The sequence below is a fragment of the Syntrophaceae bacterium genome, from assembly GCA_013177825.1.
Taxonomy (GTDB): domain Bacteria; phylum Desulfobacterota; class Syntrophia; order Syntrophales; family PHBD01; genus PHBD01.
In genome coordinates this window covers 142,144-163,562 of record JABLXX010000003.1, presented here as the reverse complement: position 1 = coordinate 163,562, position 21,419 = coordinate 142,144, and the positions used below count along the sequence as shown (strand labels likewise).

18 protein-coding genes and 1 pseudogene are annotated in these 21,419 nt (G+C 60.5%); 1 reads left to right on the top strand and 18 read right to left on the bottom strand.

Features of this window, described 5'->3' with window-relative positions; genetic code table 11:
• Positions 1 to 34: 34 nt before the first annotated feature.
• The 8 genes and pseudogenes from HPY65_08385 to HPY65_08350 all read right to left on the bottom strand — a co-directional run bounded on the left by HPY65_08385 (position 35) and on the right by HPY65_08350 (position 9,593).
• A complete protein-coding gene (locus HPY65_08385) occupies positions 35 to 775 on the bottom strand; it encodes a PEGA domain-containing protein (GenBank protein ID NPU84494.1) in 741 nt (246 codons plus the stop codon).
• 900 nt (positions 776 to 1,675) lie between these two features.
• Positions 1,676 to 1,954, bottom strand: a pseudogene (locus HPY65_08380) (two pore domain potassium channel family protein).
• Complete coding sequence (locus HPY65_08375) at positions 1,951 to 2,544, bottom strand: hypothetical protein (GenBank protein ID NPU84493.1); 594 nt, start codon at positions 2,542 to 2,544, stop codon at positions 1,951 to 1,953. The pseudogene HPY65_08380 and the gene HPY65_08375 overlap by 4 nt, the downstream one beginning before the upstream one ends.
• 163 nt (positions 2,545 to 2,707) lie before the next feature.
• Positions 2,708 to 3,652, bottom strand: a complete 945-nt coding sequence (locus tag HPY65_08370) for a M48 family metalloprotease (GenBank protein ID NPU84492.1) — start codon at positions 3,650 to 3,652, stop codon at positions 2,708 to 2,710.
• Between the two features lie 156 nt (positions 3,653 to 3,808).
• Positions 3,809 to 4,822, bottom strand: coding sequence for a hypothetical protein (locus HPY65_08365; GenBank protein NPU84491.1), 1,014 nt, complete (start codon positions 4,820 to 4,822; stop codon positions 3,809 to 3,811).
• Between the two features lie 38 nt (positions 4,823 to 4,860).
• Positions 4,861 to 6,111 (bottom strand): DEAD/DEAH box helicase, encoded by a 1,251-nt coding sequence (locus HPY65_08360; GenBank protein NPU84490.1) that lies wholly within the window; start codon positions 6,109 to 6,111, stop codon positions 4,861 to 4,863.
• A 70-nt stretch (positions 6,112 to 6,181) separates the two neighbouring features.
• Positions 6,182 to 7,525 (bottom strand): hypothetical protein, encoded by a 1,344-nt coding sequence (locus HPY65_08355; GenBank protein NPU84489.1) that lies wholly within the window; start codon positions 7,523 to 7,525, stop codon positions 6,182 to 6,184.
• A 100-nt stretch (positions 7,526 to 7,625) separates the two neighbouring features.
• Complete coding sequence (locus tag HPY65_08350; protein NPU84488.1) at positions 7,626 to 9,593, bottom strand: PAS domain S-box protein; 1,968 nt, start codon at positions 9,591 to 9,593, stop codon at positions 7,626 to 7,628.
• Between the two features lie 179 nt (positions 9,594 to 9,772).
• Here HPY65_08350 and HPY65_08345 point away from each other — a divergent pair, with 179 nt between their 5' ends.
• Positions 9,773 to 10,396, top strand: a complete 624-nt coding sequence (locus tag HPY65_08345) for a site-2 protease family protein (GenBank protein NPU84487.1) — start codon at positions 9,773 to 9,775, stop codon at positions 10,394 to 10,396.
• A 163-nt stretch (positions 10,397 to 10,559) separates the two neighbouring features.
• Here the strand turns inward: HPY65_08345 and HPY65_08340 are convergent, their stop codons facing one another.
• From HPY65_08340 to HPY65_08295, 10 genes are all read right to left on the bottom strand, one after another.
• On the bottom strand, positions 10,560 to 11,642 hold the full coding sequence (locus tag HPY65_08340) for an adenylate/guanylate cyclase domain-containing protein (protein ID NPU84486.1): 1,083 nt from the start codon (positions 11,640 to 11,642) through the stop codon (positions 10,560 to 10,562).
• A 280-nt stretch (positions 11,643 to 11,922) separates the two neighbouring features.
• On the bottom strand, positions 11,923 to 12,573 hold the full coding sequence (locus HPY65_08335) for a lysoplasmalogenase (protein NPU84485.1): 651 nt from the start codon (positions 12,571 to 12,573) through the stop codon (positions 11,923 to 11,925).
• Positions 12,574 to 12,711: 138 nt separating this feature from the next.
• A complete protein-coding gene (locus tag HPY65_08330) occupies positions 12,712 to 13,797 on the bottom strand; it encodes a 4Fe-4S binding protein (GenBank protein ID NPU84484.1) in 1,086 nt (361 codons plus the stop codon).
• Between the two features lie 74 nt (positions 13,798 to 13,871).
• Positions 13,872 to 14,927 carry a dihydrodipicolinate reductase gene (locus tag HPY65_08325; protein ID NPU84483.1) on the bottom strand — a complete coding sequence of 352 codons (1,056 nt, stop codon included), beginning with the start codon at positions 14,925 to 14,927 and terminating at the stop codon, positions 13,872 to 13,874.
• 175 nt (positions 14,928 to 15,102) lie between these two features.
• Complete coding sequence (locus tag HPY65_08320) at positions 15,103 to 15,372, bottom strand: hypothetical protein (protein NPU84482.1); 270 nt, start codon at positions 15,370 to 15,372, stop codon at positions 15,103 to 15,105.
• 115 nt (positions 15,373 to 15,487) lie between these two features.
• Positions 15,488 to 16,189, bottom strand: coding sequence for a Crp/Fnr family transcriptional regulator (locus HPY65_08315; protein NPU84481.1), 702 nt, complete (start codon positions 16,187 to 16,189; stop codon positions 15,488 to 15,490).
• Between the two features lie 21 nt (positions 16,190 to 16,210).
• Complete coding sequence (locus HPY65_08310) at positions 16,211 to 16,993, bottom strand: J domain-containing protein (protein ID NPU84480.1); 783 nt, start codon at positions 16,991 to 16,993, stop codon at positions 16,211 to 16,213.
• A gap of 259 nt (positions 16,994 to 17,252) precedes the next feature.
• Positions 17,253 to 19,565, bottom strand: a complete 2,313-nt coding sequence (locus tag HPY65_08305) for a GspE/PulE family protein (GenBank protein NPU84479.1) — start codon at positions 19,563 to 19,565, stop codon at positions 17,253 to 17,255.
• A gap of 219 nt (positions 19,566 to 19,784) precedes the next feature.
• On the bottom strand, positions 19,785 to 21,116 hold the full coding sequence (locus HPY65_08300; GenBank protein ID NPU84478.1) for a DUF3426 domain-containing protein: 1,332 nt from the start codon (positions 21,114 to 21,116) through the stop codon (positions 19,785 to 19,787).
• 81 nt (positions 21,117 to 21,197) lie between these two features.
• Complete coding sequence (locus HPY65_08295; protein NPU84477.1) at positions 21,198 to 21,356, bottom strand: hypothetical protein; 159 nt, start codon at positions 21,354 to 21,356, stop codon at positions 21,198 to 21,200.
• Between the last annotated feature and the right edge of the window lie 63 nt (positions 21,357 to 21,419).

Genomic DNA, 21,419 nt, shown 5'->3' with positions numbered 1-21,419 from the left:
CACTGTAAGGATGCGCACGGCGCCGTTCGGCAACCTACTTGAACAGCGTATCGATGACGTCGACCAGCCCCGCGGGGTTGATGCCGACGCCGACCGACGTGCTCGATTTTTCCGTTACCATGGTCCCGCCCGGAGTGACGTAGCTCCTGGACGAGGAAGAGGTCTCCACCTTCTTCCCGATGGGTTTGACCTGGGTCAGCGCAGCGCCGGCGCCCATTTTGACGACCTCTCGGGCAAAGTCCTTATCGGCCATTCGCGGGGCCTCGCCGTACCCTGCCGACCGGTCCGGTGAGACGGCGCCCGGCGACGACGGTGCGGACGGCGCGACCGGATCGTTCCCGCCGATGCCGCCCAGCGGTGTCAGGGCCACCTTGACGGCCGGCGGATAAAGAATATAGGCTTCCCCCGTCTCTTCCTGCGAGGAGAGCGACGTCATGCTGCTGCCGACGCCCATGGCGGCATCCTTGAAAAAGAGGCCCGAACGGACACCCGCCTGGATCGCTTTCAGATAGGCCTTGTCTTTCTGGTACAGCCTTTCGATCACCACGTCCTCCTGGCGGTAGTTCTCCTTGACCAGGGTCAGGATATGACTGCGGTTCCGCTCCAGCGAAACAGTGCCCGGCGTCATCCCCACGGGCTGTCCGTTGGCATAGATTCTGGCACCCATCGGATTGGTCGATACGGGGATGTCCTGCTTCAGGACCGGGCTGCTGCAGCCGCTTGCAAGAAAGACGGCCAGTCCGGCCATGACGGCCAGTCGCATGCAGATTTTCATCGGTTTTGTCGCTCCTTGTATTGTCTTTCTGCCACGCCGCCGGAAGGAACACGGGCGGGCAGGCTGAACGTCCCGCCGGCAAACACGGGACGGTGCCGGTCCGAAGAGGATCACATCCTAAACGACGACCCCGTCCGCCCGGGTGCCGCTGATGACGATGGCCCGGTCGGTCTCCCGGACGGACTCCGCCGCCCGGCAGTTGAGCATCGGGGCCCCTTCCCGGGCCAGCCCGATGACCGTGTGGCCGTTGGCAAGCCCCCAGTTGACCAGCTCTCCGTAGTCCCACCGCGCCATTTGCCGGATGGGGACGAAATAGATCTGGTGTCCCCCGATGTCGCTGACCAAGTCCTGGATGACGTCCTGGATGCCGGGATCCTGCAGCTCCTGGACGATCAGGCCGGCGGCCAGCTCCGAGGCGCAGACGACGCTGTCGGCGCCGGCCATGCGCAGCTGTTCGATTTTCTCCTCGCTGACCGCCTCCACCACGGAAAAGACCCGGGGGTTCAGGCTCTCGATCACCAGGGTCGTCGCCAGGTTCCGGTCGTCGGAGTGGACGTCGGCGGGGTTCTTCGCCAGGATGATGACATGGCTCGCCTCGGCGATGTTCGCCCCCCGCAGGACCTCCCGCCGGGTCGGGTCGCCCTTGAAAAACAGGATGCCCTTTGCGAGGAGCTCCGCCGGGAGTTCCTCCAGCGTGTCGTCGACGAGACAGATGCCCCTGTCCCTTGTCGACGGGTCCGATTTCAGCTCCCGGACCAGTTTCAACACCTTGTCGATCTGGTTGAAATTGACGATCAGGATGTGGTTTTTCGCCGTGATGTCGATCATGCCTTTCAGCCTCCTGGACCGGGTTTCAAGGATGGTTCCGGCGATCTCGGAGATCAGATAGCCCAGGAAACCGATTCCGAAGACCATCGCCGGAACGCCGACGAGATAGCGCCCTGCCGGGGTGACGGGAAACAAATCCCCGTAGCCGACCGTCGCCATCGTCACCAGGGCCCACCAGAGTGCGTCCGCCCAGTTCAGGTCGGGCTTTCCCGGAAGCTCGAAATACAGGAAGCCCGAGGCCGCGTACCAGAGGAGCAGCACGAAGAACGCGGAGGCCTTCACCCTGATGTTCGCCGCCGTGAGGACCCGGCTTTTTCGCAGGAAGAACTGAAGGATCCGGTACACGGTCAGTCTCCCCTCGTCCTTTCCGCATCCCAGAGGATCTTCAGCTGGCTGGACCGGAGGGCCAGCTGCCGGTCCGCCCAGAGACCCGCCTTGTCCTGCATGGCGTTCTCCTGCGCCAGCAGATAGGGATTCATCCTGGAGAAGGGGTATTTCGTGTAGGCCAGGGCCAGGCCCCCGGCGATCATCTCCAGACCGACGTCGGCGCCGCCCTTCTGGAGATAGGCGAGGAGCCGCTTCCGCGAATCGAACTTCAGCTCGTCGAAGACAATTTCCACATTCTGATTGAGCAGGGTTCGGTCCAGGTGGAGAAACGCCTGCCTGGCCATGGGTTTGACCAGGGGATCGTCGGCGGTCGGATCATAGGAATAGATCCCGAGAAGCCGGACCCGGAGCGACTCTTCGCCCCACTTGACGATCACCTCGTCGCCGTCGATGATGTTCGTGACGACCGCCGCCTGGCCGCTTTTCAGGCCCGGGGCGGCGGAGCCGGGCGCCAGGCTCTTCTTGAAGGCGACCACCTGGACCGTGAAGAAAAGAGAGGCGCCGAACAGGACAACCACGACGGCGACAAAAATGTGATGAAGGCTGATTCTCATGGATACGGCCCGCATGACTCGAAGTATTCCCGCGCGAACGGAATGCTCGCCGTTTCGCGTCCTGTATCACATTTAACGTCTGATTTCCGCCCCCAAGCTGCAATCCGTGTCGCCGGGCAAAAGAGAAAGCCTTCCCATTGCCGGGAAGGCCTTGCCGCCGCCGTTATTTCTTCTGCATTCCCGCCGCCAGCTGTCTGGCCCGGTTGAATGCCGGGGTATTCGTAACGGCCTTTCTTTCCGGACTTTTCGCGGCCAGGTCGTTCATCTGCCTTACCCTCTCCTCGCTGGGAGGGTGCGTGCTCATCGCATCGGCAAGACTCTTCAAGACAGGACCGCCGCCCTGCTGCGACTTCTTTTCCATGATGAGAAGCTTCTCGTAGAATTTCCCGACCTGGTCCTTGTCGTATCCGCTGCCCACGGCATATCGGAATCCGAGACGATCCGCCTCCATCTCGTCTTCCCGCGAATTGACCAGGAAGGTGTATTTCTGCGCGAGCAGGCCCCCCCCTGCCCCGACGACTCCTCCCAAGGCCGCCGCTTTCGCCAGGCATGCCGTGTCCCCCTTTTCGCATAGAACCGCTCCCAGGCCGAGTCCGGCGGCCGCCCCAACCACGGCCCCGCCCGCCGCGTACAGCCAGGTCTTCTTCTGGGCCTTTTCCATGGCATACATACGCTCCGCCGAGTGCCTGGCAACGACATGGCCGATCTCGTGGGAAATGACTCCGGCCAGCTCGGCTTCATTGGATGCCGCGGCGATCAGCGGCGCGGTCACAAAGATCTTTCCCGCCGGCATCGCAAACGCGTTGACATCGACGACGTCGACAACCGTGAAATCGTAATGGTAGGGGTTGCCTTCCAGGTTGTTCGCCCTGACGATTTTCATGCCCAGACTGGAAACGTACCTCTGCAGCTCCTGGTTTTGGGCCGGAGGAAAGTCTTTCATCATCTTGGGAAGCGCTTCCTCCGTCAGACGCCGCTCGTCCTGCACCGTCATGCCGGTCTCCTGCCCCACGTTGCTGCCTTCGCGATAGCGCGAGCTGCCCGTTGGGGCGCAGGAAACAACCAGTAACAGCAACAACACGGCAAAAAGGGTGAGATTCTTTTTCATGATTCACACCTCCCTATTTGGCACATCACCCGGTTTCCGTTTACGATTGAACCCGTTTCCCGTTCCATTTGACCGGTTACAGGTTATCAGGGACCGAAGCCGTCCTGTCAAGCCGCGGGATGCCTCTGCTGAAAAAGACCTCCGGAACCTCCCGCTCTATTCGGTCAGGGTGAAATCGATACCGCCAATGGGAACCCAGGAGGATTCTTCCCATGAAGGCCTGTCGCGCTCCCTCAGCAGGAACTCCATGCGGTAACGACCCGGCTTTCTCAGGTCGAACGGGAAGATCAGCGAACCCGGGTTGTTGCAATACTGGCTGACCCGGTGCTGCGGGTTCCGGCCGTCGATTTCGCCGCCGGGCCGCTTCAGGACATAGCCGAAGAGATACAGGGGCATGCTGTTGCTGTCGACGTACGTCCGGACGGGCGGACCGGCAAGCAGGGCGCCGAACTTGTGTCCTTTCGCCCAGGCATTCATAACCTCCCTGACCGAGAAGGTGTCCCGGGATTCAAGCTCCCTGATTTCCCGGTCATACGTATTGCTCCCCGTGACAACCTCGTCGTAGATGCCGATGCCCCAGTCCTTCAAGGTCCATTTCCCGTGCTGAAAACGGGGAACGGGAAACGGTTTGCCGCCTCCCGCGGCGGGACCCGCGGTCGACGAGGACGCCGTTTTCCTGCCATCGATAAACTGAAGCGGGTATTCCTTCACCGAGACTTCCCTTTTTGAATTTTTTTCAACAACGGCGGTTCTGACTTTCCAGGTGCCGTAGGAAGGCGATCGCTTGTCCGGGCTCCGGTCATAAAAGAAGTTCGGGAAGGTGAAGGTCTGCTCGGAATATCCCTGTTCGTTGAAGCCGTACTGCGTGTCCCACACCTCCGAACCGTCCGGCCGGAATACCCGTATCCTGAAATAGTAATCAAACGTGCCGTATTGATTCAGATTTCCCTGCCTCTGGACGCGCATCCAGAACCGGACATCCTTCGCGGCATCCTGCACATCCCGGTCGAATGCCCACACGGCCCGATCGGGACTCATGCCGGCATCGAGCAGCGCCGGCTGGGCAGGATCCGCAGGAGTCGCCGCCAAAAGGCAAACGATTGCTGCCAAAAGAGCCAACGAATGCTTGAACGATTTTTTCGCGACGGCGCCGGGGACCCCGTTTTTCATGTCCAGACCTCCATGACCTGCTGCATTTGCTGTTTCCGTTACTTTGCCTTGCCCCGGGGGGATTTTTTCTTCTTCTTCGCCCTGAGCCATGCCTCGTGCTCCTCGATCATCGCCTGCAGGCCGGTTTCCTCCCCGGAAACGTCGAGCGTCCTGGCATAATCCCTTTTATCGATTTTGATCACTTCAATCTCTTTGTTCAAAAACTGCTGGATCTCCCCCAGGCGCGCTTTCTCATCCTCGCTGCAGAACGAGAGTGCAACCCCCTTGTTGACGCCCCGTCCGGTTCTCCCGACCCGATGGACATAGTTCTCCGGCTTCTCCGGCAGATCGTAGTTTATGACGTAGCGGACGTCCGGGACATCAATCCCGCGCGCGCTGACGTCCGTGGCGATCAGGATGTTGCAGTCTCCGTCCCGGAACCGCTTCATCACGGCGGTTCTTTCATCCTGGTCTTTCGCGCCGTGAATGGAGACCACGGGAATCCGGACTCTTTCCATTGCTTTCGCGACCCGCTCGGCGCGGACGCGGGTCCTGACAAAGACAATGAGCCTGCTTTCGGGGTGCTCCCGGACGAATTTCTCCAGGAAAAACCGCTTGTCGTCCATCTCCACGAACATCACCGCGTGGGAAACATTTTTTGAAACGGGATCCTCCGGGGATATCTGGATCCGGATGGCGTTGCTTTTCACCTGGGAGAACGCAAGCTTCTTGATCTCCGGGTTGATGGTCGCGGAAAAGAACAGGGTCTGGTGGGGCCGGGTGAGCTTTCTTTTCACGGACTGGATGTCCTCGATGAAACCCAGGTCCAGCATGCGGTCGGCCTCATCGAGGATCAGCGTGTCGATGCGATCCAGGCGGAGGTGTCCCTGGTGGATGAGATCGAACATCCGCCCCGGGGTTGCAACCAGGATGTCGATGCCGTCCTGAAGCCTTTTGACCTGTGAATCCTGCTCCACACCCCCGTGGAGTGAATAAACCGTCGCGTTCGTATGCCTGGCGATGCTCATGAACACGTCTCCGATCTGCAAGGCCAGCTCGCGGGTCGGAACCATGACGAGGCAGCGGATGCCGGTGGAGCGCCTGCTGCTTTTGGCCCGGTGGATCCGGTCGACGACGGGAATGGCGAAGGCCGCGGTTTTCCCCGTTCCCGTCTGCGCGACGGCCAGGACGTCTTCTCCGTTCATGATGGAAGGAATGGCCTTGAACTGGATGTCCGTAGGCCTCTTGAAGCCGAGATGGTCCAGGTTTTTCTTGATTTCCCCGGATATGCGGTAACTGGAAAACTTCATGATCCTCCTTGAGCAAGCCGTTTCCGGCGGATATGGACGACCGGGCGTCTCGACACGGGGAGCGTCCCCCTCATACAGTCCGGCGGCCGGCCGAAGCCGCCACGGCACCGACAACGGCGGCACCGATTCCCGAACCGTCCCTGGCCGGTACGAGCGCGACCCGTTCCGCGCGGCCTCCGAGAAGCTCGATCAGGACATCCTGAATTCCATCCCGGTATCCCGGGTATTTTTCAAACAGAGCCCCGTCGATCGCCACGGCATGATCCGCCTCCAGACCGGGATCCATCCAGGTTATGACGGCGGTGATCGCCGCGCCGGCGATGCGCGCGGACCGGAGGGCGACCAGACGGCCGATCTCAAGGATGGCCGCCCTGCTCTCGCCCGGGAGGTCCGCAAGACCGAGATCGGCGAATGCCTCGTCACCGCCTCCCGCCATGGTCGACAGATGCTCCGTCGTGAATGCATAGGACGCCAGAAAGGCAGGATGGTGCTTCCCTTCGAAGAGCATGCCCCGCTCCATCATCTCCCGGATCACGAGCCGGGCGATCTCTCCCAGGTACATGCCGGAAACCATTTTCTCCAGCCGCTGCCGGCCAGGGTTGGGAGAGTCCGCATCGAGCATCGCATCATACCGGTTGGCCTTCAGCCGGTCGAAATTCCCCCACTCCATGTTGACGATCATCTCGCCGGAGCGGAAGGGCCCGGGAAACTTCCCGATCCGGGCCGCCCGCTCGAGGTAGCAGGCGTTTGTTCCCGTCCCGAGGATCACGCCCATGTCGCAGCAGCGGTCGGCGTAACATCCGGCCACCAGCGTCCCCACGGTGTCGTTCGTCAGGGCCGTGACACGGACGGATCCGAGTCCTTTTCGCTTCATGGCCTCGTAGAGCAGCACCGCAACGTCCTCGCCTTCCACGCCGGAGACGGTGAAGGCCTTCGTCCAGCCGATGAGCGTACCGGATGCGATGGAGTGCTGCTCTACGGGGAAGGAAAACGTGAAAGCCAGGATCCTTTCCCGCCCCCCGTCCCGGCGGGGATGCTCCCGGATAAAGGAGTCGACGCACCCGGCGAGGAAATCGAAGAGCAGCTCGCCGGCGCCGTGCATGCGGTCCTGCGGAATGACAAAACGGCTCGCCGCCGCAATCGAGGCCCCTCCCCTTCCGTCAAGCTCCACCTCCAGGACCCGGCAGTTCGTTCCGCCCAGGTCGAGGGCGAGAAACCGACCTTTTTCCCTGCCCGTCGGGCGGCCCACAAAGGAGGGAATCATCCGCAGGGAGCTCCGCTCCCCGGCGAGGCCGCGCGCCATCTCTTCGTGGAATCCGCCGATGATGCTCCGCGAATGCGAGACGGAAACGGAAAAGAGACGGACCAGACGCGAAAGGACACGGTCCCGTTTATTCGACTGGGAGATGCTCATGAATCCGCCGTTCTTCAGGGATCGGCCGCCTGTCCCGCAGCGCGGACAGGATCAGAGGAACCATCCGCGGGGTTTGAACCTGCTTTCCGTCCGCCGGCCGTCAGGCCATGGAGAGCAGGTGCGAGCGGAGGTTCACTTTTTCTCCGATCAACCCCAGCTTGGTCCGGATATTGATCCGGTGCGTATCCACCGTAACCGTACTGACTCCAAGCAATTCCGCTATTTCCTTCGTCCTCTTGCCCTCCCGGATCATGCCGGCCACTTGGATTTCCCTGGGGGTCAGGTTCTTGTAGAACGAACTCAGATTCGACAGAAACGGAGATGTGATTTCCCGCAGGTTCGACTGCAGCAGATCCAGGAAAAGAAGACCCTTTTCGTTCAGCCCGCAGGTCCTGAGTTCGTTCATTGTGGGCATGAGCAGTTCGTTGACGTTTCGCTGGAGCCTCTCTTCGAGAATCCTCCGGTCCTCCTTGCTCCGATTCAGAAGGACCCGGAGGGCCGTGTTGACATCCTCGAGTTCTTCCGTGCGCTCCTGGACGAGTCCCTCCAGGTTGTTGAGCGTCGTCCGGAGGTTCTCCTCCGCTTTCTTCTGTTCGGTGATGTCCTGGGCGACCCCCTCGAAACAGAGGAGTCCGCCGGCTTCATCCCGGATGGCCCGGATATAATGCATCGACCAGGTGATTTCCCCGTTCTTGCGCCGGTAGGGAATCTCCACGACGCAGCTGTCCTTTGTCTCCAGCCGGTCGATGATCCACTGCCGGTCCGTTCCGTCCACGTAAATCTGTTCCGCAACGTCCGTGTCGGAATGCACCATGTCATCGGCAGATTCATATCCCAGAATCCGGGCGGACGCCTCATTGGCCATGACCACGCGCCCCTCGGGCGTGCTCCGGTAGATCGCGACCAGGGCGTTGTCGAAGATGTCCCGGTACCCTTTTTCCGCACGGCGCAGCGCCTGCTCCATCTCCACCCGCCTCGTGACGTCGCGGGCCACGGAAATGATTTCCAGCCGGTTCGTAACGTCATTCCGAAAGCTCTTGCCCCGGATCTCCATCCACCGATACCGGCCGTCTTTTCTGCGCAGGCGGCACTCCATGCTTCCCTGTTGCCCCTCTTTGCTCGCCAGCCGGAAGACTCTCCCGGCGGAAGGCCGATCGTCCGGATGGACAAAATCGAGATAGGATCTTCCGACAACCTCCTGTGGGAGATAACCGAGATTCGTCTCGATGGCCTCCGACACAAACAGCACGGTCCCGTCCAGATGAAAACGCACGACGTAATCCATCGTGTTTTCAACCAGCAGCCGATACTGCTTCTCGCTTCGGCGCAGCTGGGCCTCGGCCGTCTTGCGTTCCGTGATGTCCCTCACGAATCCCATCACAAGCCCGCTTCCCTCCCAGCCAACGATTTTCACGCTGACTTCCACGGGGACCACGGACCCGTCCCTGCGGACATTCTCGCGTTCAAACGTATGCCTCTCATGTGTCAGAAGATTTGCGAGCTCGGGATTCTCCGGAAGTCTCCACTTCGGGTCGATCTTTCCGAGATTGGCCCCGACCAGTTCCTCCCGCCTGTAATCGAGCATCCGGCAGGCGTTATCGTTCACATCAATGATATTTCCTTCAAAATCATGGAGATAGATGGCATCGTTCGCATTCTCGACGATCATCCGGTATCTTCTCTCCCGCTCGTGCAGGGCCTCCTCCATCCGCATGCGATCCGAGACATCGCGGGCGGAAACGACAATCCCCCGGAGACGGTTTCCGTCCCGGACCGCCCGGGCAACCGTTTCCAGCCAGATGAAGCGGCCGTCGGCATGGCGGAAACGGAACCACTCCATCTGCCGTTCGGACTCGAGCGTTCTCAGGAAGGTCCAGGCAACCCTCTCCCGATCGTCGGGGAAAAGATAGTCGAAACTGACCGTTCCGATCATGTCGGCGGGAGCATAACCGAGCATGCACCGCACGGACGGGCTGACGGATCGGAAGACACCGTTCAGATCGAGGATCACGACGACATCGATCATGTTTTCCAGGATGGTCCTGAGATCCAGCTCGCGTATGCTCATATCTCTGCCTGTCGGTGCGCATTTTGAAGATTCGGAATGTCGGGGCTGCCTGAAGGGAGATAAATCCGTCCGTGTGTGAAATACGACAGCGGCGTCTGAAAATCAATCTGGTATTGCTGCCGCTGTTTCGTGTACGATGCAGCCGTTGTGCACGATTCAATCATGGGGAAAGAGAAGACATGGGCCTCCTGAACCTGCTGGTCAAGGATCCGATCACGTTCATCCTTCTGGCCGTTCCGCTCCTTTATTCCATCATCATCCACGAGCTGGCCCACGGCTGGGTCGCATGGAGGATGGGGGATCCCACCGCGAAAGCGATGGGCAGGCTGACCCTGAATCCCGTCAGCCACCTCGACCCGATCGGGACGCTGATGCTTTTCCTCTTCGGCTTCGGCTGGGCGAGGCCGGTGCCCTTCAATCTCGCCTATATCCGGAACGCCCGCAAGGGACTCATCCTGGTCTCCTCGGCGGGGATCGTCGCCAACATGATCCTGGCCTTCCTCGCCTTTCTCCTCTACCGGATCCTGGAGCCGCAGCCGGCCGGAACGATCGCCACGTTTCTCTATTACCTGGCGAAAATCAACATCATCCTGGCCGCCTTCAACCTGATTCCCATTCCGCCGCTGGACGGGTCCAAGATCCTCATGGGCTTCACCTCCGTGAAATTCCAGAACACCCTGGCCCGGATCGAGCCCTTCGGCTTTTTCATCATCATCGGCCTTTTGTATCTCGGCGTCCTGGACCCGGTCATCCGCTTCTTCCAGGCGGTGATTCTGGCGATCATAGGATTCCTGCTGCCATGAAAGTCCTGAGGGAGAAGCCGATCCGGGACGGACGAGTCGGATCGCAAATGCAGACAGCCGGTCTCACGGGCTCCCCCCGGGACAGAGGATTCCCTGAAACCGACCGAACGATTGTCTGAAGGAAATCGGAAAACCGGTTCAGAAAGAAATCGGGACGTCCGTTTCAGCCCTTCTTCCACTCGTAAATTTCGTACCCGTCGATGACCTGGCCTGACGGCGTGAAGCCGCCGTTCCCGGGGAGCGGTTCGACGACGGGTTTCGGGATGCTGATTGCGTTCCGGGCGGCATGCTTCTGCATGTGGCCCGCGATGTCGATGGCGGGATCGCTGATCTCCTCGAGGGGCAAGTTCTCGTCGTAGATGACGAATCCCGAGTTCACGCCGCAACGGACGGCAAACTCGCGCCGCAGTTGCCTGACCTCCCGGTTGAACGTATCCAGATCGGTGATGACGGCGCGGGCGGCGCGCACGGCATCGTCCACGGTCGGGAAGCAGGCCATGACCCCGTCGGGCGTCCAGGTCGACTTCAGGCACCCGTGTTCGTCGAAGATCCCGCTGACGAACTGACGGTAACGGGTGAAATCGTTCTGAACGACGGCCTTGTCCTCGTCCTGCTTCATGCCCGTGGAGCCCACGACGTCGATGGACAGAAAGGCAAGGTCGCGCCCCTCCTCGTCGAGCTTTTTCTCCGTCTCGGCAATATTCCGGAGGATCTGATGGCGGTCTTTCCCCTTTGCCGTTTTCAGCAGATCCATTTGCCGGCCAAGCGCCGATGCGCTCATCGCTTGATCGGAGATATGAAGCCGGCGCTGCAGGTCATCGATCCTCTTCCGGTGCCGATAGTATTGTCCCTCGTAAAAATATCGATAGCTCAGGGTGTTGAACCAGAAGGTGAGGACAAACGACAGGACCAGGACAATCCATGGCGTCATGTCGTGGCCGCCGATCCGGATGGGAAACACCGCGCGGACGGGCTTGGTCACCGTCTGTTCAAGCGCAATGGCGGCCCTGGCGTATCGGTGGTCTTTGCCCATCGACAGGCCGTACGGAGCAAGGCGGGGAACCGCCACCGAATACGCGGTGGAGATCAGGATGACGGCCATTCCCAGGCTGATGACCTGGGCGGTGAGGGAAAGTCCGTAATGCAGGATGGCAACGGGGAAATACTTCACTCCCACGGGAAGGTCCTCTCTTGTCTGCAATTTGAACGAAACACCGACGGGAGTCGGGAGCACGACTCTTTTCATCCGCGGCCCCCTGCATGGAGCACCGTTCAGCTGTCTGCGGACAGCGGGCTCGATCCATCCCTTCGCCCAGCGTGCAGGATAGGAAACGATTCTTCCTCTGTCAATCGAAATGAAAGTCAATCGCCGCCGGTCACGAAACGCAGAGACTGCTCTCCCGTCCATCCCGGCAGGTTTCCGGTTTTCCGGGTCGACACAGCGGAAGGACTCCGACGCACGAGGCGGATTTGCCGGGAGCAGCCGGGGCAGCGCCAGGCAGGCCATCGCTGCGGCTCCGGACTGCTCACAGCAGCCGGATGGAGAAGGCGATCATGAACTGGCCCGCGTAATACAGGGGCAGGCCGATCAGGCGGTTCAGGAATTCATGCTTCACGAACCGCTCGCGGGCGACGAAGAGATCCGAAAGGTAAAACAGAACGGCGCCGGTCAGGGCCAAAGCCCGTCCGCCGACCGGCAGCTCGCTTTCCCCCATGAGGGTCGCGGCGCCGATGACCATGATCGTAATGATTGCGACATAGGCCAAGACCGGGAGCATCATAGTTCCCAGGTACGGCCTGATCCGTAGAAAGAAGGCGCCGCTTATCAGGACGCACGCCGCCGCGGTGAACACGGTCGGCATGCCCGGCGACGCCGCGGTGAAGAAAGCGATGCTGTAGAGAACATGCCCGGCCAGGAATGCGATCAGGCCCGCCAGGAAAAACTTTCTCGCGGCGGATATGAGGAACACGTCGCCGGCCAGGCAGAACAGCAAACCGGCAAGGATGAAGGCGAAATATTCCGGGTGACCGTGGGGACCGGTCAGGGCGGCCAGGACAAAGAGCGCCGACAGGGTGGGCTTGGTCAGAGCAATCCCCGGCAGCGAATCCCGCTTCCTGAAATAGAGAAGGCCCGCCAGGAGAGGAACGGCCGACAGGAGGATGGCGGCGGTCAACATCCCTGCACCTCCGTTGGATCGGTTCCAGAGGAAGGAGCATAGGACGGGCCGCCGCGCTCCGGGACGCGCGGCCCGCCTGACCGGTTGCCTCTCACCCGCCGCCGGGACCGGCCGGCAGACCCTGTTCAGGCAGATTGGTTACCTGTACGTACTGAAATCCACCCCCCTGCGGCGCCCCCGCTCCTCGAACCATGTGTCTTCGGCAAGGGGAGGGGTCTCGATCTCCGCCGGATCCCTGTGGACCAGCCGGACGGCCTCCATCGGGCACGCCGTGACGCAGAGCCCGCAGCCGATACACCGCTCCCTGACGACCCGGTAGGCGTCCCCCTCCTCCACGACGGCGCCGACCTGGCAGCGGCTGTCCGCGCAGATCCCGCAGCCCGAGCAGAGATCGCCGTCGATTTCGGCATAATGATGGGAATTGACCGCCCGGGAGGCGGGCACCCCGAACTCGTTGACGGCCCGGAGCACGCCGCAGCAGCATTTGCAACAGTTGCAGATATAGTAGTGCCCCGTCTGCACATTGCCGGTCAGATGTACCAGGCCTGCGTCCTCCGTCATTTTCAGAAGCTCGTAAGCCTCCTCCTTCGTCAGGATGCGGGCCGAAGGGGTCTTGTCGAACACCCCGGGCTCCAGGGCGATGCCCAGGCAGACATGCACGGGCCGGTCGCAGGGTTTCCCCAGGAGCCCCTGTTCCTTCTTGCAGATGCATTCGTTGACCATGAACGAGTGCCCTTTTTCGATGATCGCCGATACCTTCTCATAGGGCAGCGCCTCCTGGTGCGAAGGAACGGTCTCCTCCACGGCGAGGGTCTGCATCAGCTGGGGCGTCTCGGAAAAGAACTGTTTTGCCAAGTGGGGCCAATACGCCTCATTCAACTCTGCAAACTCCCTGTCCATGCTGTCGAGCTGAAACTCGTAGATCCCGAAGACCCAGGGCAGCATCCGGAAGTACCGGACCCCGCCCGGCTTGATCGTGAAGAGCTGACCCCGCCTTGCCATATCCATGAGGGCCCCCTTCAGGCCTTCGACAGGCATTCCCGTTCGGGCCGCGATCTCCTCCACCGTCTCGAAGGTCAGGCGCAGCCGGCCGAACAGCTCCGCCTGGGCAGGGGTGAAGATCCTCTTGAGGAGCTTGATCTCCACGCCGCTGTCGGTCCTGGGAAAACCATTGGGCAGTGTGTCGAGAACTTTCGCCAACTGGTCATACACATCGTTTGTCAAAGGTAACCTCCCTGATTGTCTTTGATCCGTTCTGCCATGTTCCGGCCGCTTCTTTGCACAGCCGGGGGATTTTGTCATCCCCCGGAAAATCGTCTTCGATACGGTGCAAAGAGCGGGAAATGAAAGATCCCCGCCGGGGCGGCGCAGACTTCGGGAATGGCGTTGATGACCGATCCCGCCACGCCGTACTGCTCCGACCTGGTTCTGGCCGTCGTATCCTCCGGCTCCACCAGGTTCATCACAATGTCGATCCCCGGCTTCCCGCGGACGGAGATCTTCCAGTGGTCGAAGTTCTCGAATCCCGGAACCGAGTTTCCCATCACCCAGTTCACCGCCAGCGTGATGAACCTTCGCCCTCCGACGATCCCGTGCCAGCAGTAGTTCGTCGCCGCCACCGTCCCGACCCGGACGGTCCCGGCCCGGGCCTCGATGTCTTCCGGGGCCGTCGTGACCCGGTGGTCCGGCTCCACCCGCTCCAGCGTCACCCCCAGGCGATGGGCCAGGAGGGCGATCACCTCGGCGTACATCCCCGTGATCAGCTCCACGACAGGACTGGTGCCGACATCGAACCGCTTCGGATCGGAACCCATCCCGCAGACGTTGAACACATAGTCGTGATCCGGGGCACCGCTGACGTCGAAGACCTCCTCGACGCGGACGGATTCCACCTCCACGCAGATTCCCGTCGCCGCCGCGGCGATCTTCTCCACCACGAAGCCCGGATTCAGGCCCGTACTGAAGAACGTCGAATTCCCCTGCCGGCAGGCCTCGGTGAACTCCGCGGCATAGGCGGCACCGTGCCAGGCCGGGAAGCTGTGGCCGTTGATGGTGATCAGGTTTTTCCCCGAGGCCAGGATCCGGCAGATGTCCCGGTTGTGGTGGCTGTATGGGAACTGGATCCGTGGTGCGTGGATGACCACGTCGGCATCGAGCGCCATGATCTCCTCGGCGCTCCGGGTGGCGATCACCCCCGTCGGATTTCGCCTCGCGATCTCACCGGCGTCCCGGCCGGCCTTTTTGTCGCTGTAGACATACAGGCCCACCAGCTCCAGGTCGGGATGATCGATGACAGCCCGCAGGCAGGTCTTGCCCATCGAACCGGTCGCCCACTGGATGACGCGATATTTCATGAGTCCCCCCGAAAAGTTTTTCTCTGATAGCCTGTCGAGGGGGGTTCGGGCAAGACAAAGTTGCTCTTCCGCCGGTTGTCCGGTCCCGCGCGACGCGGGCAGGATGAGCCGGCAGATGCAATGGGCAGGATGATCGCCGGCCGGCCGGCTTCCGGAACGGCGGCCGGCGGCAGCGCTATTCCCGATGAAGGGTGAGGCCCAGCACGGCAAAGAGCAGCAGGAGGACAAGCAGGCCGGTGGTCAGCAATGCCGGTCCGCTCAGCCACGAGGGTGAATCCGTGAAGATGGTGACATCCCACACCCTCCCCCGGTACAGGAGAAAACCGTACAGGACGAACAGGGCCAGTTTCAGACGGCCGAAGATCAGACCGACCGTGCTGATCAGCAAAACGGCGAAGATGTTGGAAAAGGGGATGACGACATCCATCGACCAGATCGATTCCATGCTCCACCTCCGAATGTCGAAAAAGGGAGCCGGCGCCTGGAAGAGGACCGGCGGGCCGGCGAGAGAGTTCGGTGAGGAGATTGCCTGAAACGGAGAGGAATGAATGTGACGGGCGTCACACAAAATCGATTTTTTGGAAACCCGGTGTGATCAGGATCCGCCTTTTTTCCAGAACGGAGATCTCCCCGGCCTGCTCCAGGCGCTTGAGAATCCGGCTGACCGTTTCCCGGGAGAGGGAGGCGTAATCGGCCAGTTCGCTATGGGTCATCCGGAGGCGGATCGCGGTGCCCCGAGCGTCCCTCGTCCCGAAGCGGGCCGCCATGTGGCTCAGAACCGCCCGGACCCGGTCTTCCGCCCGCTGCAGGTTCAGGACCTTGAGCATGAACCAGGCATCCCGGAGCCGCTCGCACAGCAGGGACATGATCTGTCTTGCGGCGATGGGATTGCTCAGAAAACGGGTCTCGAAATCCGCCCGGCCGAGGAACCCGACCCGTGTCTCTTCCAGGGCCACGACCCTCGCCGGGGAAGTCTTTCCGTCCAGGAGGGCCATCTCGCCGAAGAAATCGCCCCGCTTGTGGACGGCCAGGATCTGCTCCCGTCCCTCCTCATCGATCTGCGCAACCTTCACCCGTCCCTCATAGATGACATAGAGGCAGCGCGGCGTATCCTCTTCGAAGAGGATCACCTCGTTCCGGCGAAAATTCCGTTCGCCCATGACCGTCCGCAATTCGGCCACGTCCCCGCCGGGAAGGCCCCGGAAAATGGGCAGCTCCTGGAGGAGAGAATCGGTGCGAATCGATATGGCGGGCTGTTTCATGGTCCTCAACTTGATAAAGGGTCAGGGACGCTTCCTTGCGGTTCTTCGGAAGGTCCAGTTGTGCAGCCGGTGATCCTTCGCGAGACGGTCGATCTGCCCGGCCGTCAGGATCCCTTTCGAGACGAAAAAGTCGCCGAACCGGGGCTGCAGCAGATTCTGCCAAACCGTCAGGCGGCGCAGCTGCTTACCGTCCAGATACCCGAGACGGACGGCGCATTCGCCGAAACGCTCCCCCGGACGGCAGCGTTTCAGAATAACGATGACGTCTTCCCGGGTCAGCCAGCCCCACTTGCAGGCGATCATACCGAGGAGGGGCCTCTGTTTCTTCTGCCACACCACCGCATCGACCAGAATCCGGTGGGAAATCACGCCCGAATAATAAAGATATCGTCCGAAGAGGAGCTTGCCTCCGGGAACCGGCCCCGTATGGACATGATCGTGCACGGGATCCCGCTTCCTCGCCGCTCTTCTCTTGATCGGGGCGTCTCCCTTGGAGGCGGAAACCGGCGCCTTGCGCGGAATTCCTTCAACCAGACGGAAACGGGATGGATTCTCCAGATAGAGTCGAAGCCGCTCAAAAGCGGATTGGACCTGTTTGAACTGCTCCTCGAGGACGTGGGATTCGACGGCGAGTGACAGGGCAAGATCCGGGTGGGTCTCCCGGGCCCTTTTTCGGTAGGCTGCCTTCAAACCGGATAATTGCAGGTAATTGTTCAAAAATTGAACGGAGACGTCGGTCTGTTTGCCAAATAGGACGTGACAGGCCTCAAACAGGTCGGAGGCATGGATTTCGCTTTTCTGCAAGTCGGTCCCTCTTCTTGTCTCAGCGCAGATGTTGAATTCGGTCAGCTTCCTTCGACGGCGTTCGCGGAGGGCCTGTTTTCCATGCCATTAGAAGAACCGGGGGGGCTTGTCAACGCAAAATGCAGTTTCACTCATGGATACGGATCGTTGCGGGACGGGGGAGGAGAGGGATTGTTACGGGGGGAAATTGCGGATTTCCGTGGGATACGGGGTGAACACCGGCAGGTAGGGACGGAGGCGGGCATATGTCCCGGAAGCCCTACTTGATGCAGACCCTCCTGACCTGCCGGAAGTCCGTGATGCCCTGCAGGGCCTTCTGAATGCCGTCCTGGAGGAGCGTGGACATCCCTTCGGACGTGGCCTTCTCCCGCAGCACTTCGACGGTCTCGTGCCTCTGGATCAGGCGTTTCACACTGTCGCTGGCGATGAGCAGTTCGTGAATGCCGACGCGTCCCTTGTATCCCGAGCGGTCGCAGACATCGCACCCCCGGGGCCGGTATAGGGTCAGGTCGCCCGTGTAGGGTACAGCCAGTTTTTCAAACGCTTCCCGCCCGTAACTGGCCGCCATCTCGTCGTATTCTCTCTCGGTTGGATGGTACGGCTCCCGGCACTTCTTGCACAATGTCCGGACCAGCCTCTGGGCAAGAATGCCGAGGAGGGCGTCGGCGAAGTTCAGGGGATCGATGCCCATGTCGAGCAGCCGGATGATGGTTTCCGGGGCGCTGTTCGTATGCAGGGTGCTGAAAACGAGATGCCCCGTCAGGGAAGCCTCCACGCCGGTTTTGGCCGTCTCGAAGTCGCGCATCTCCCCCACCATGATCACATCCGGGTCTGCGCGGAGAAAGGCCCGCATGGCGGTGGCAAAATCGAAGCCTATCTTGGGCTGCACCTGGACCTGCCGGAGGCCGTACTGGGTGATTTCCACGGGATCCTCAGCCGTCCAGATCTTTTTCTCCGGCGTGTTGATATGGCGGAGGGCCGCATGGAGGGTCGTTGTTTTTCCCGACCCCGTCGGCCCGACCACGAGGACCATGCCATAGGGTTTTTCGCAGATATTCAGGAGTTCCCTGTAATTCCTCTCCAGCATCCCCATGGCCTCCAGGGGCAGCGTTTCCCCTTTGGCGAGAAGGCGCATCACGACGTCTTCCACTCCCCCCTGGGTCGGGAGCGTCGCCACGCGAAGCTCGATCTCGTCGCTTCCGCTCCGGCGAAACTTGATTTTGCCGTCCTGGGGGATCCTTTTGACCGTGATGTCCAGATTGGACATGATCTTGATCCGCGACACCAAAGCGGCCCGGTAGCTGAAGGGAACGGTCTGATAAACGGCGCAGTCGCCGTCGACGCGGAAGCGGACCTCCACGTTCTTGCGCGTGATATTGGGTTCTATGTGGATGTCGGACGCCCTTCGAATGATGGCATCGTTGATGATCTTGTTGACGAGCAGCATGATCGCGCTGTCCGATTCCGTGACGGACTCTCCCTCGTCCTCCTCTTCCCCCTCCTCCGTGTTGTCCAGCTTGCCGATGATGTCCGAAATCGACGTTTCATCGCCGTAAGACTTATAGAAATGGCCGATGAACCGGGTTATGTCCTCCGGAAGGGCGACATCATACCGGATGGCCTTCGTTTTCAGAAGATTTTCAATCATGTCCCGCTTGATGATATTGTCGGGGTCGCTCACGAGGATATGGATCTGTCCGTCTGTTTTCTCGATCGGCACCCACAACTCCCGTTGAAGATATTCTTTGTTCAGACGGGTCAGTAGTTCTGTGGGAATGGGGAGTTGATCGCTGAACTGGAAGAATTTGCACCGGTAATGCTCTTCCAGCGACCTGCCGAGCTCTTCTTTCGGGACGCTGTATTTTCTCATCAGGAAGCTTTCCATCGTTTCTTTCTGCTCCCGTGATTCGTCCCAGGCCTGGTCGAGCTCCTCTTCCTTCAGGAAACCTTTCAGGATGAGGGAGTCGAAGCGCGTTTTCCGGCGGCGGGCAAACCGCGCATGATTGGAGAACGCAATGGCGAGGACTTCCGATATTTCCTGGAGCAGAACGGGCTCTTCATCGACAAATCTGCCGCCCCGCCCCTTTTTATTGATCACCTCGATCACGCCGATGGTCTCGCCCTGATGAATCACGGGCATGGCCATGACCTGCTTCAGGCGGACATTCGACCGGCCGTCCCGATCACTGGCCAGCATCAGTCCCGGGCAGCCGCTTTTCATCTCGTCCGGGTCTTCGACATCGGCAATGTTGATTGCGGCACCCGTTCCGACGATATAACCGGGAATCGTCCGGCTGTTGATGGCCATTCTCTGTTCCCTGAACAGGTGCCTCGCTTTGATGATGGTGTAGACTTCCTTCCTCTGCGCGTCGACGGCATAGATGTTCACGGCCTCGACGTTGAAGAGATTCATGATCCGCCCGCTGCAATCGGTGAATATCTGGGCCATGCCCTGTGAGGCGTAAATTTCGTTGGTGATATCCTGAAGTTCGTTCTGGAGGCGGAGTATCTCCTCCAGTTCGTTGATTTCACTATAATTGCTGTTTCTAGCGGATGGATTTGCTGCTTGCATGACCGGGACCGGAAGTGGAAGAGTCTGTAAGACAATGGGTTCGAAAGGGATGGGGATTCATCGAAACATCAGCCGGATCTCCATGCGGAACGTCTTTGGGAAAGCACGGTCTTTGATCCGGCGATGCAAAGCCGGCATCGTTTTCGAGCGGCGCGGCAGCGGTTCGTGATCCATCAGCCATCCGCAGGTTTCAGGGTTCCATGTCGACGGACATCGGGATTACCGGGCTTTTTCCATGCTGACGGGTTCGACCATCGCCTGGACGACCCCGGCAGGCTCCTGGAGGAACACGATCATGAACGGTGTCTGACCTCCGGGTGGAACCACACTGTTCGTCTGATTGTTTGCCTGGATATTCGAGAGGACCGGACGGAGTTCTTCCTCGCCCAGGATCTCCAGCTGATCGACGGGAATCACGCTTCCGCAGAAAGAGATCCGCGCGGCCAGGAGCCTGCCCCGGGCATCGTAAAGCTCTCCCCTGATCCCGATTTTGGATATGTTTTCCTGCCCCCGGTTGAACGCGGTTCCCTCGATGATCCGGATGTCCCGCCCCGAGGCCGCGTTCCTGACGAGCCGCTGCCTGAGATTGACGATTCCAACCTGCTCGCCCGCGGGATTCCGGTCCGGCCGCCCTGCTTCCAGATATTGACTGGCAAAAGGCATATGCATGGACAGCCAATGAACGGCCCCGTGTCCGCTTGCCGGGTTGAGCCATGAATAACCGAGCGCGGCCAAGGCGAGAACGAGGCAGAAGAGCAGCACGGAGAGGATGACGACGCGCCGGGATTTTCTTCCGATGCCCGGGAGAGCGGAATCATACCCTGCCTCTACGCTTCCGGCCCCGCCGTCCCCAGCCGACTCGAGGGCTTCCCTGTTCTCGGCGGCGGCTTCCTCGATCTTTTTTCGCTCAATCCTCTGGGTCCGGTCCATCTCCGGCACATCGCTGCGGCTTTCCACTGCAATGGACGGCCGGCCGATCTGCAGAAACTCCGAAAAGGCGGGGGGCGCTTGATTTACGGGCGGCGCCGGTTGCCTGTCCGACTCCCCTTCGGGGGACAACGAATCTTCCTGTTCCGTTTCCAGGGCAACGGCTTCGGTCTCTGCGGGGGGCGGTTCCGGGTCTTTCACGGCCTCCTCCGGGGAGAGGGAGTTTTGCGCAGGAACCGCCGTTTCCGGTGCCTCCACCGGGGGTTCCGGCTGCCGGTCCGGCTCCATTTCCAGGAACAGCGGCCTTTCCCGCTCTGTTTCCGGTGCGGCCGCAGCGACCTCTTCCTCAGCCCGATCCTTCGGAACCTCCGCATCGGGGAGGGCGGATTGTGCCGAAAGGGCCGTCTCCGATGTCGAGTCATGGATATCCCTGCTCGTTTCGGCGCGGGAGCCATTGCTTTCTCCCTCCGCCGGCGGTGGCGGCTCGGGAATTGCGAGGGTAGCCGTCCCCTTCTCTTTTTCCGCAGCCGGGGACGGATGCATGTTCGTAAACGTGGACAGGAAAAGATCGAGTTCCTGTTTTTCGCGGATCAGATCGAAGGCTTCGTTCTGGATGTTCATCATTTCCCTTTGATTCCATGGAATCCCGGCGCGCTGTCGTCACGCCGATGTGTGTCGGAATGAATTCTCCGCATGATTCGCAACTCAGGCTTTCAGAAGCCGAAGCCCCTGCATCACGACATCCGGAACCGTTATTTTGATGACGTCGCTGCAGGCCGTACAAACCATGACAATGACAGACCCCTTTATCTCCTCGGGTTCGATGATGATTCTTTCCCCGCACTCTTCGCAGAAAACGATCATGGTTCGACAGTCCTCATCAGCAGTCCCTCCTGAAACGCCACAAGCAGCGGGCGCCTTGTCTCA

Excerpts from the sequence above, each read along its gene's own strand:
- HPY65_08315 (NPU84481.1), bottom strand. The coding sequence starts at position 16,189 with ATGAAACAGCCCGCCATATCGATTCGCACCGATTCTCTCCTCCAGGAG.
- HPY65_08300 (NPU84478.1), bottom strand. The coding sequence starts at position 21,116 with ATGATGAACATCCAGAACGAAGCCTTCGATCTGATCCGCGAAAAACAG.
- HPY65_08370 (NPU84492.1), bottom strand. The coding sequence starts at position 3,652 with ATGAAAAAGAATCTCACCCTTTTTGCCGTGTTGTTGCTGTTACTGGTT.
- HPY65_08325 (NPU84483.1), bottom strand. The coding sequence starts at position 14,927 with ATGAAATATCGCGTCATCCAGTGGGCGACCGGTTCGATGGGCAAGACC.
- HPY65_08295 (NPU84477.1), bottom strand. The coding sequence starts at position 21,356 with ATGATCGTTTTCTGCGAAGAGTGCGGGGAAAGAATCATCATCGAACCC.
- HPY65_08340 (NPU84486.1), bottom strand. The coding sequence starts at position 11,642 with ATGAAAAGAGTCGTGCTCCCGACTCCCGTCGGTGTTTCGTTCAAATTG.
- HPY65_08385 (NPU84494.1), bottom strand. The coding sequence starts at position 775 with ATGAAAATCTGCATGCGACTGGCCGTCATGGCCGGACTGGCCGTCTTT.
- HPY65_08355 (NPU84489.1), bottom strand. The coding sequence starts at position 7,525 with ATGAGCATCTCCCAGTCGAATAAACGGGACCGTGTCCTTTCGCGTCTG.
- HPY65_08375 (NPU84493.1), bottom strand. The coding sequence starts at position 2,544 with ATGAGAATCAGCCTTCATCACATTTTTGTCGCCGTCGTGGTTGTCCTG.
- HPY65_08365 (NPU84491.1), bottom strand. The coding sequence starts at position 4,822 with ATGAAAAACGGGGTCCCCGGCGCCGTCGCGAAAAAATCGTTCAAGCAT.
- HPY65_08350 (NPU84488.1), bottom strand. The coding sequence starts at position 9,593 with ATGAGCATACGCGAGCTGGATCTCAGGACCATCCTGGAAAACATGATC.
- HPY65_08360 (NPU84490.1), bottom strand. The coding sequence starts at position 6,111 with ATGAAGTTTTCCAGTTACCGCATATCCGGGGAAATCAAGAAAAACCTG.
- HPY65_08335 (NPU84485.1), bottom strand. The coding sequence starts at position 12,573 with ATGTTGACCGCCGCCATCCTCCTGTCGGCCGTTCCTCTCCTGGCGGGC.
- HPY65_08305 (NPU84479.1), bottom strand. The coding sequence starts at position 19,565 with ATGCAAGCAGCAAATCCATCCGCTAGAAACAGCAATTATAGTGAAATC.
- HPY65_08320 (NPU84482.1), bottom strand. The coding sequence starts at position 15,372 with ATGGAATCGATCTGGTCGATGGATGTCGTCATCCCCTTTTCCAACATC.
- HPY65_08345 (NPU84487.1), top strand. The coding sequence starts at position 9,773 with ATGGGCCTCCTGAACCTGCTGGTCAAGGATCCGATCACGTTCATCCTT.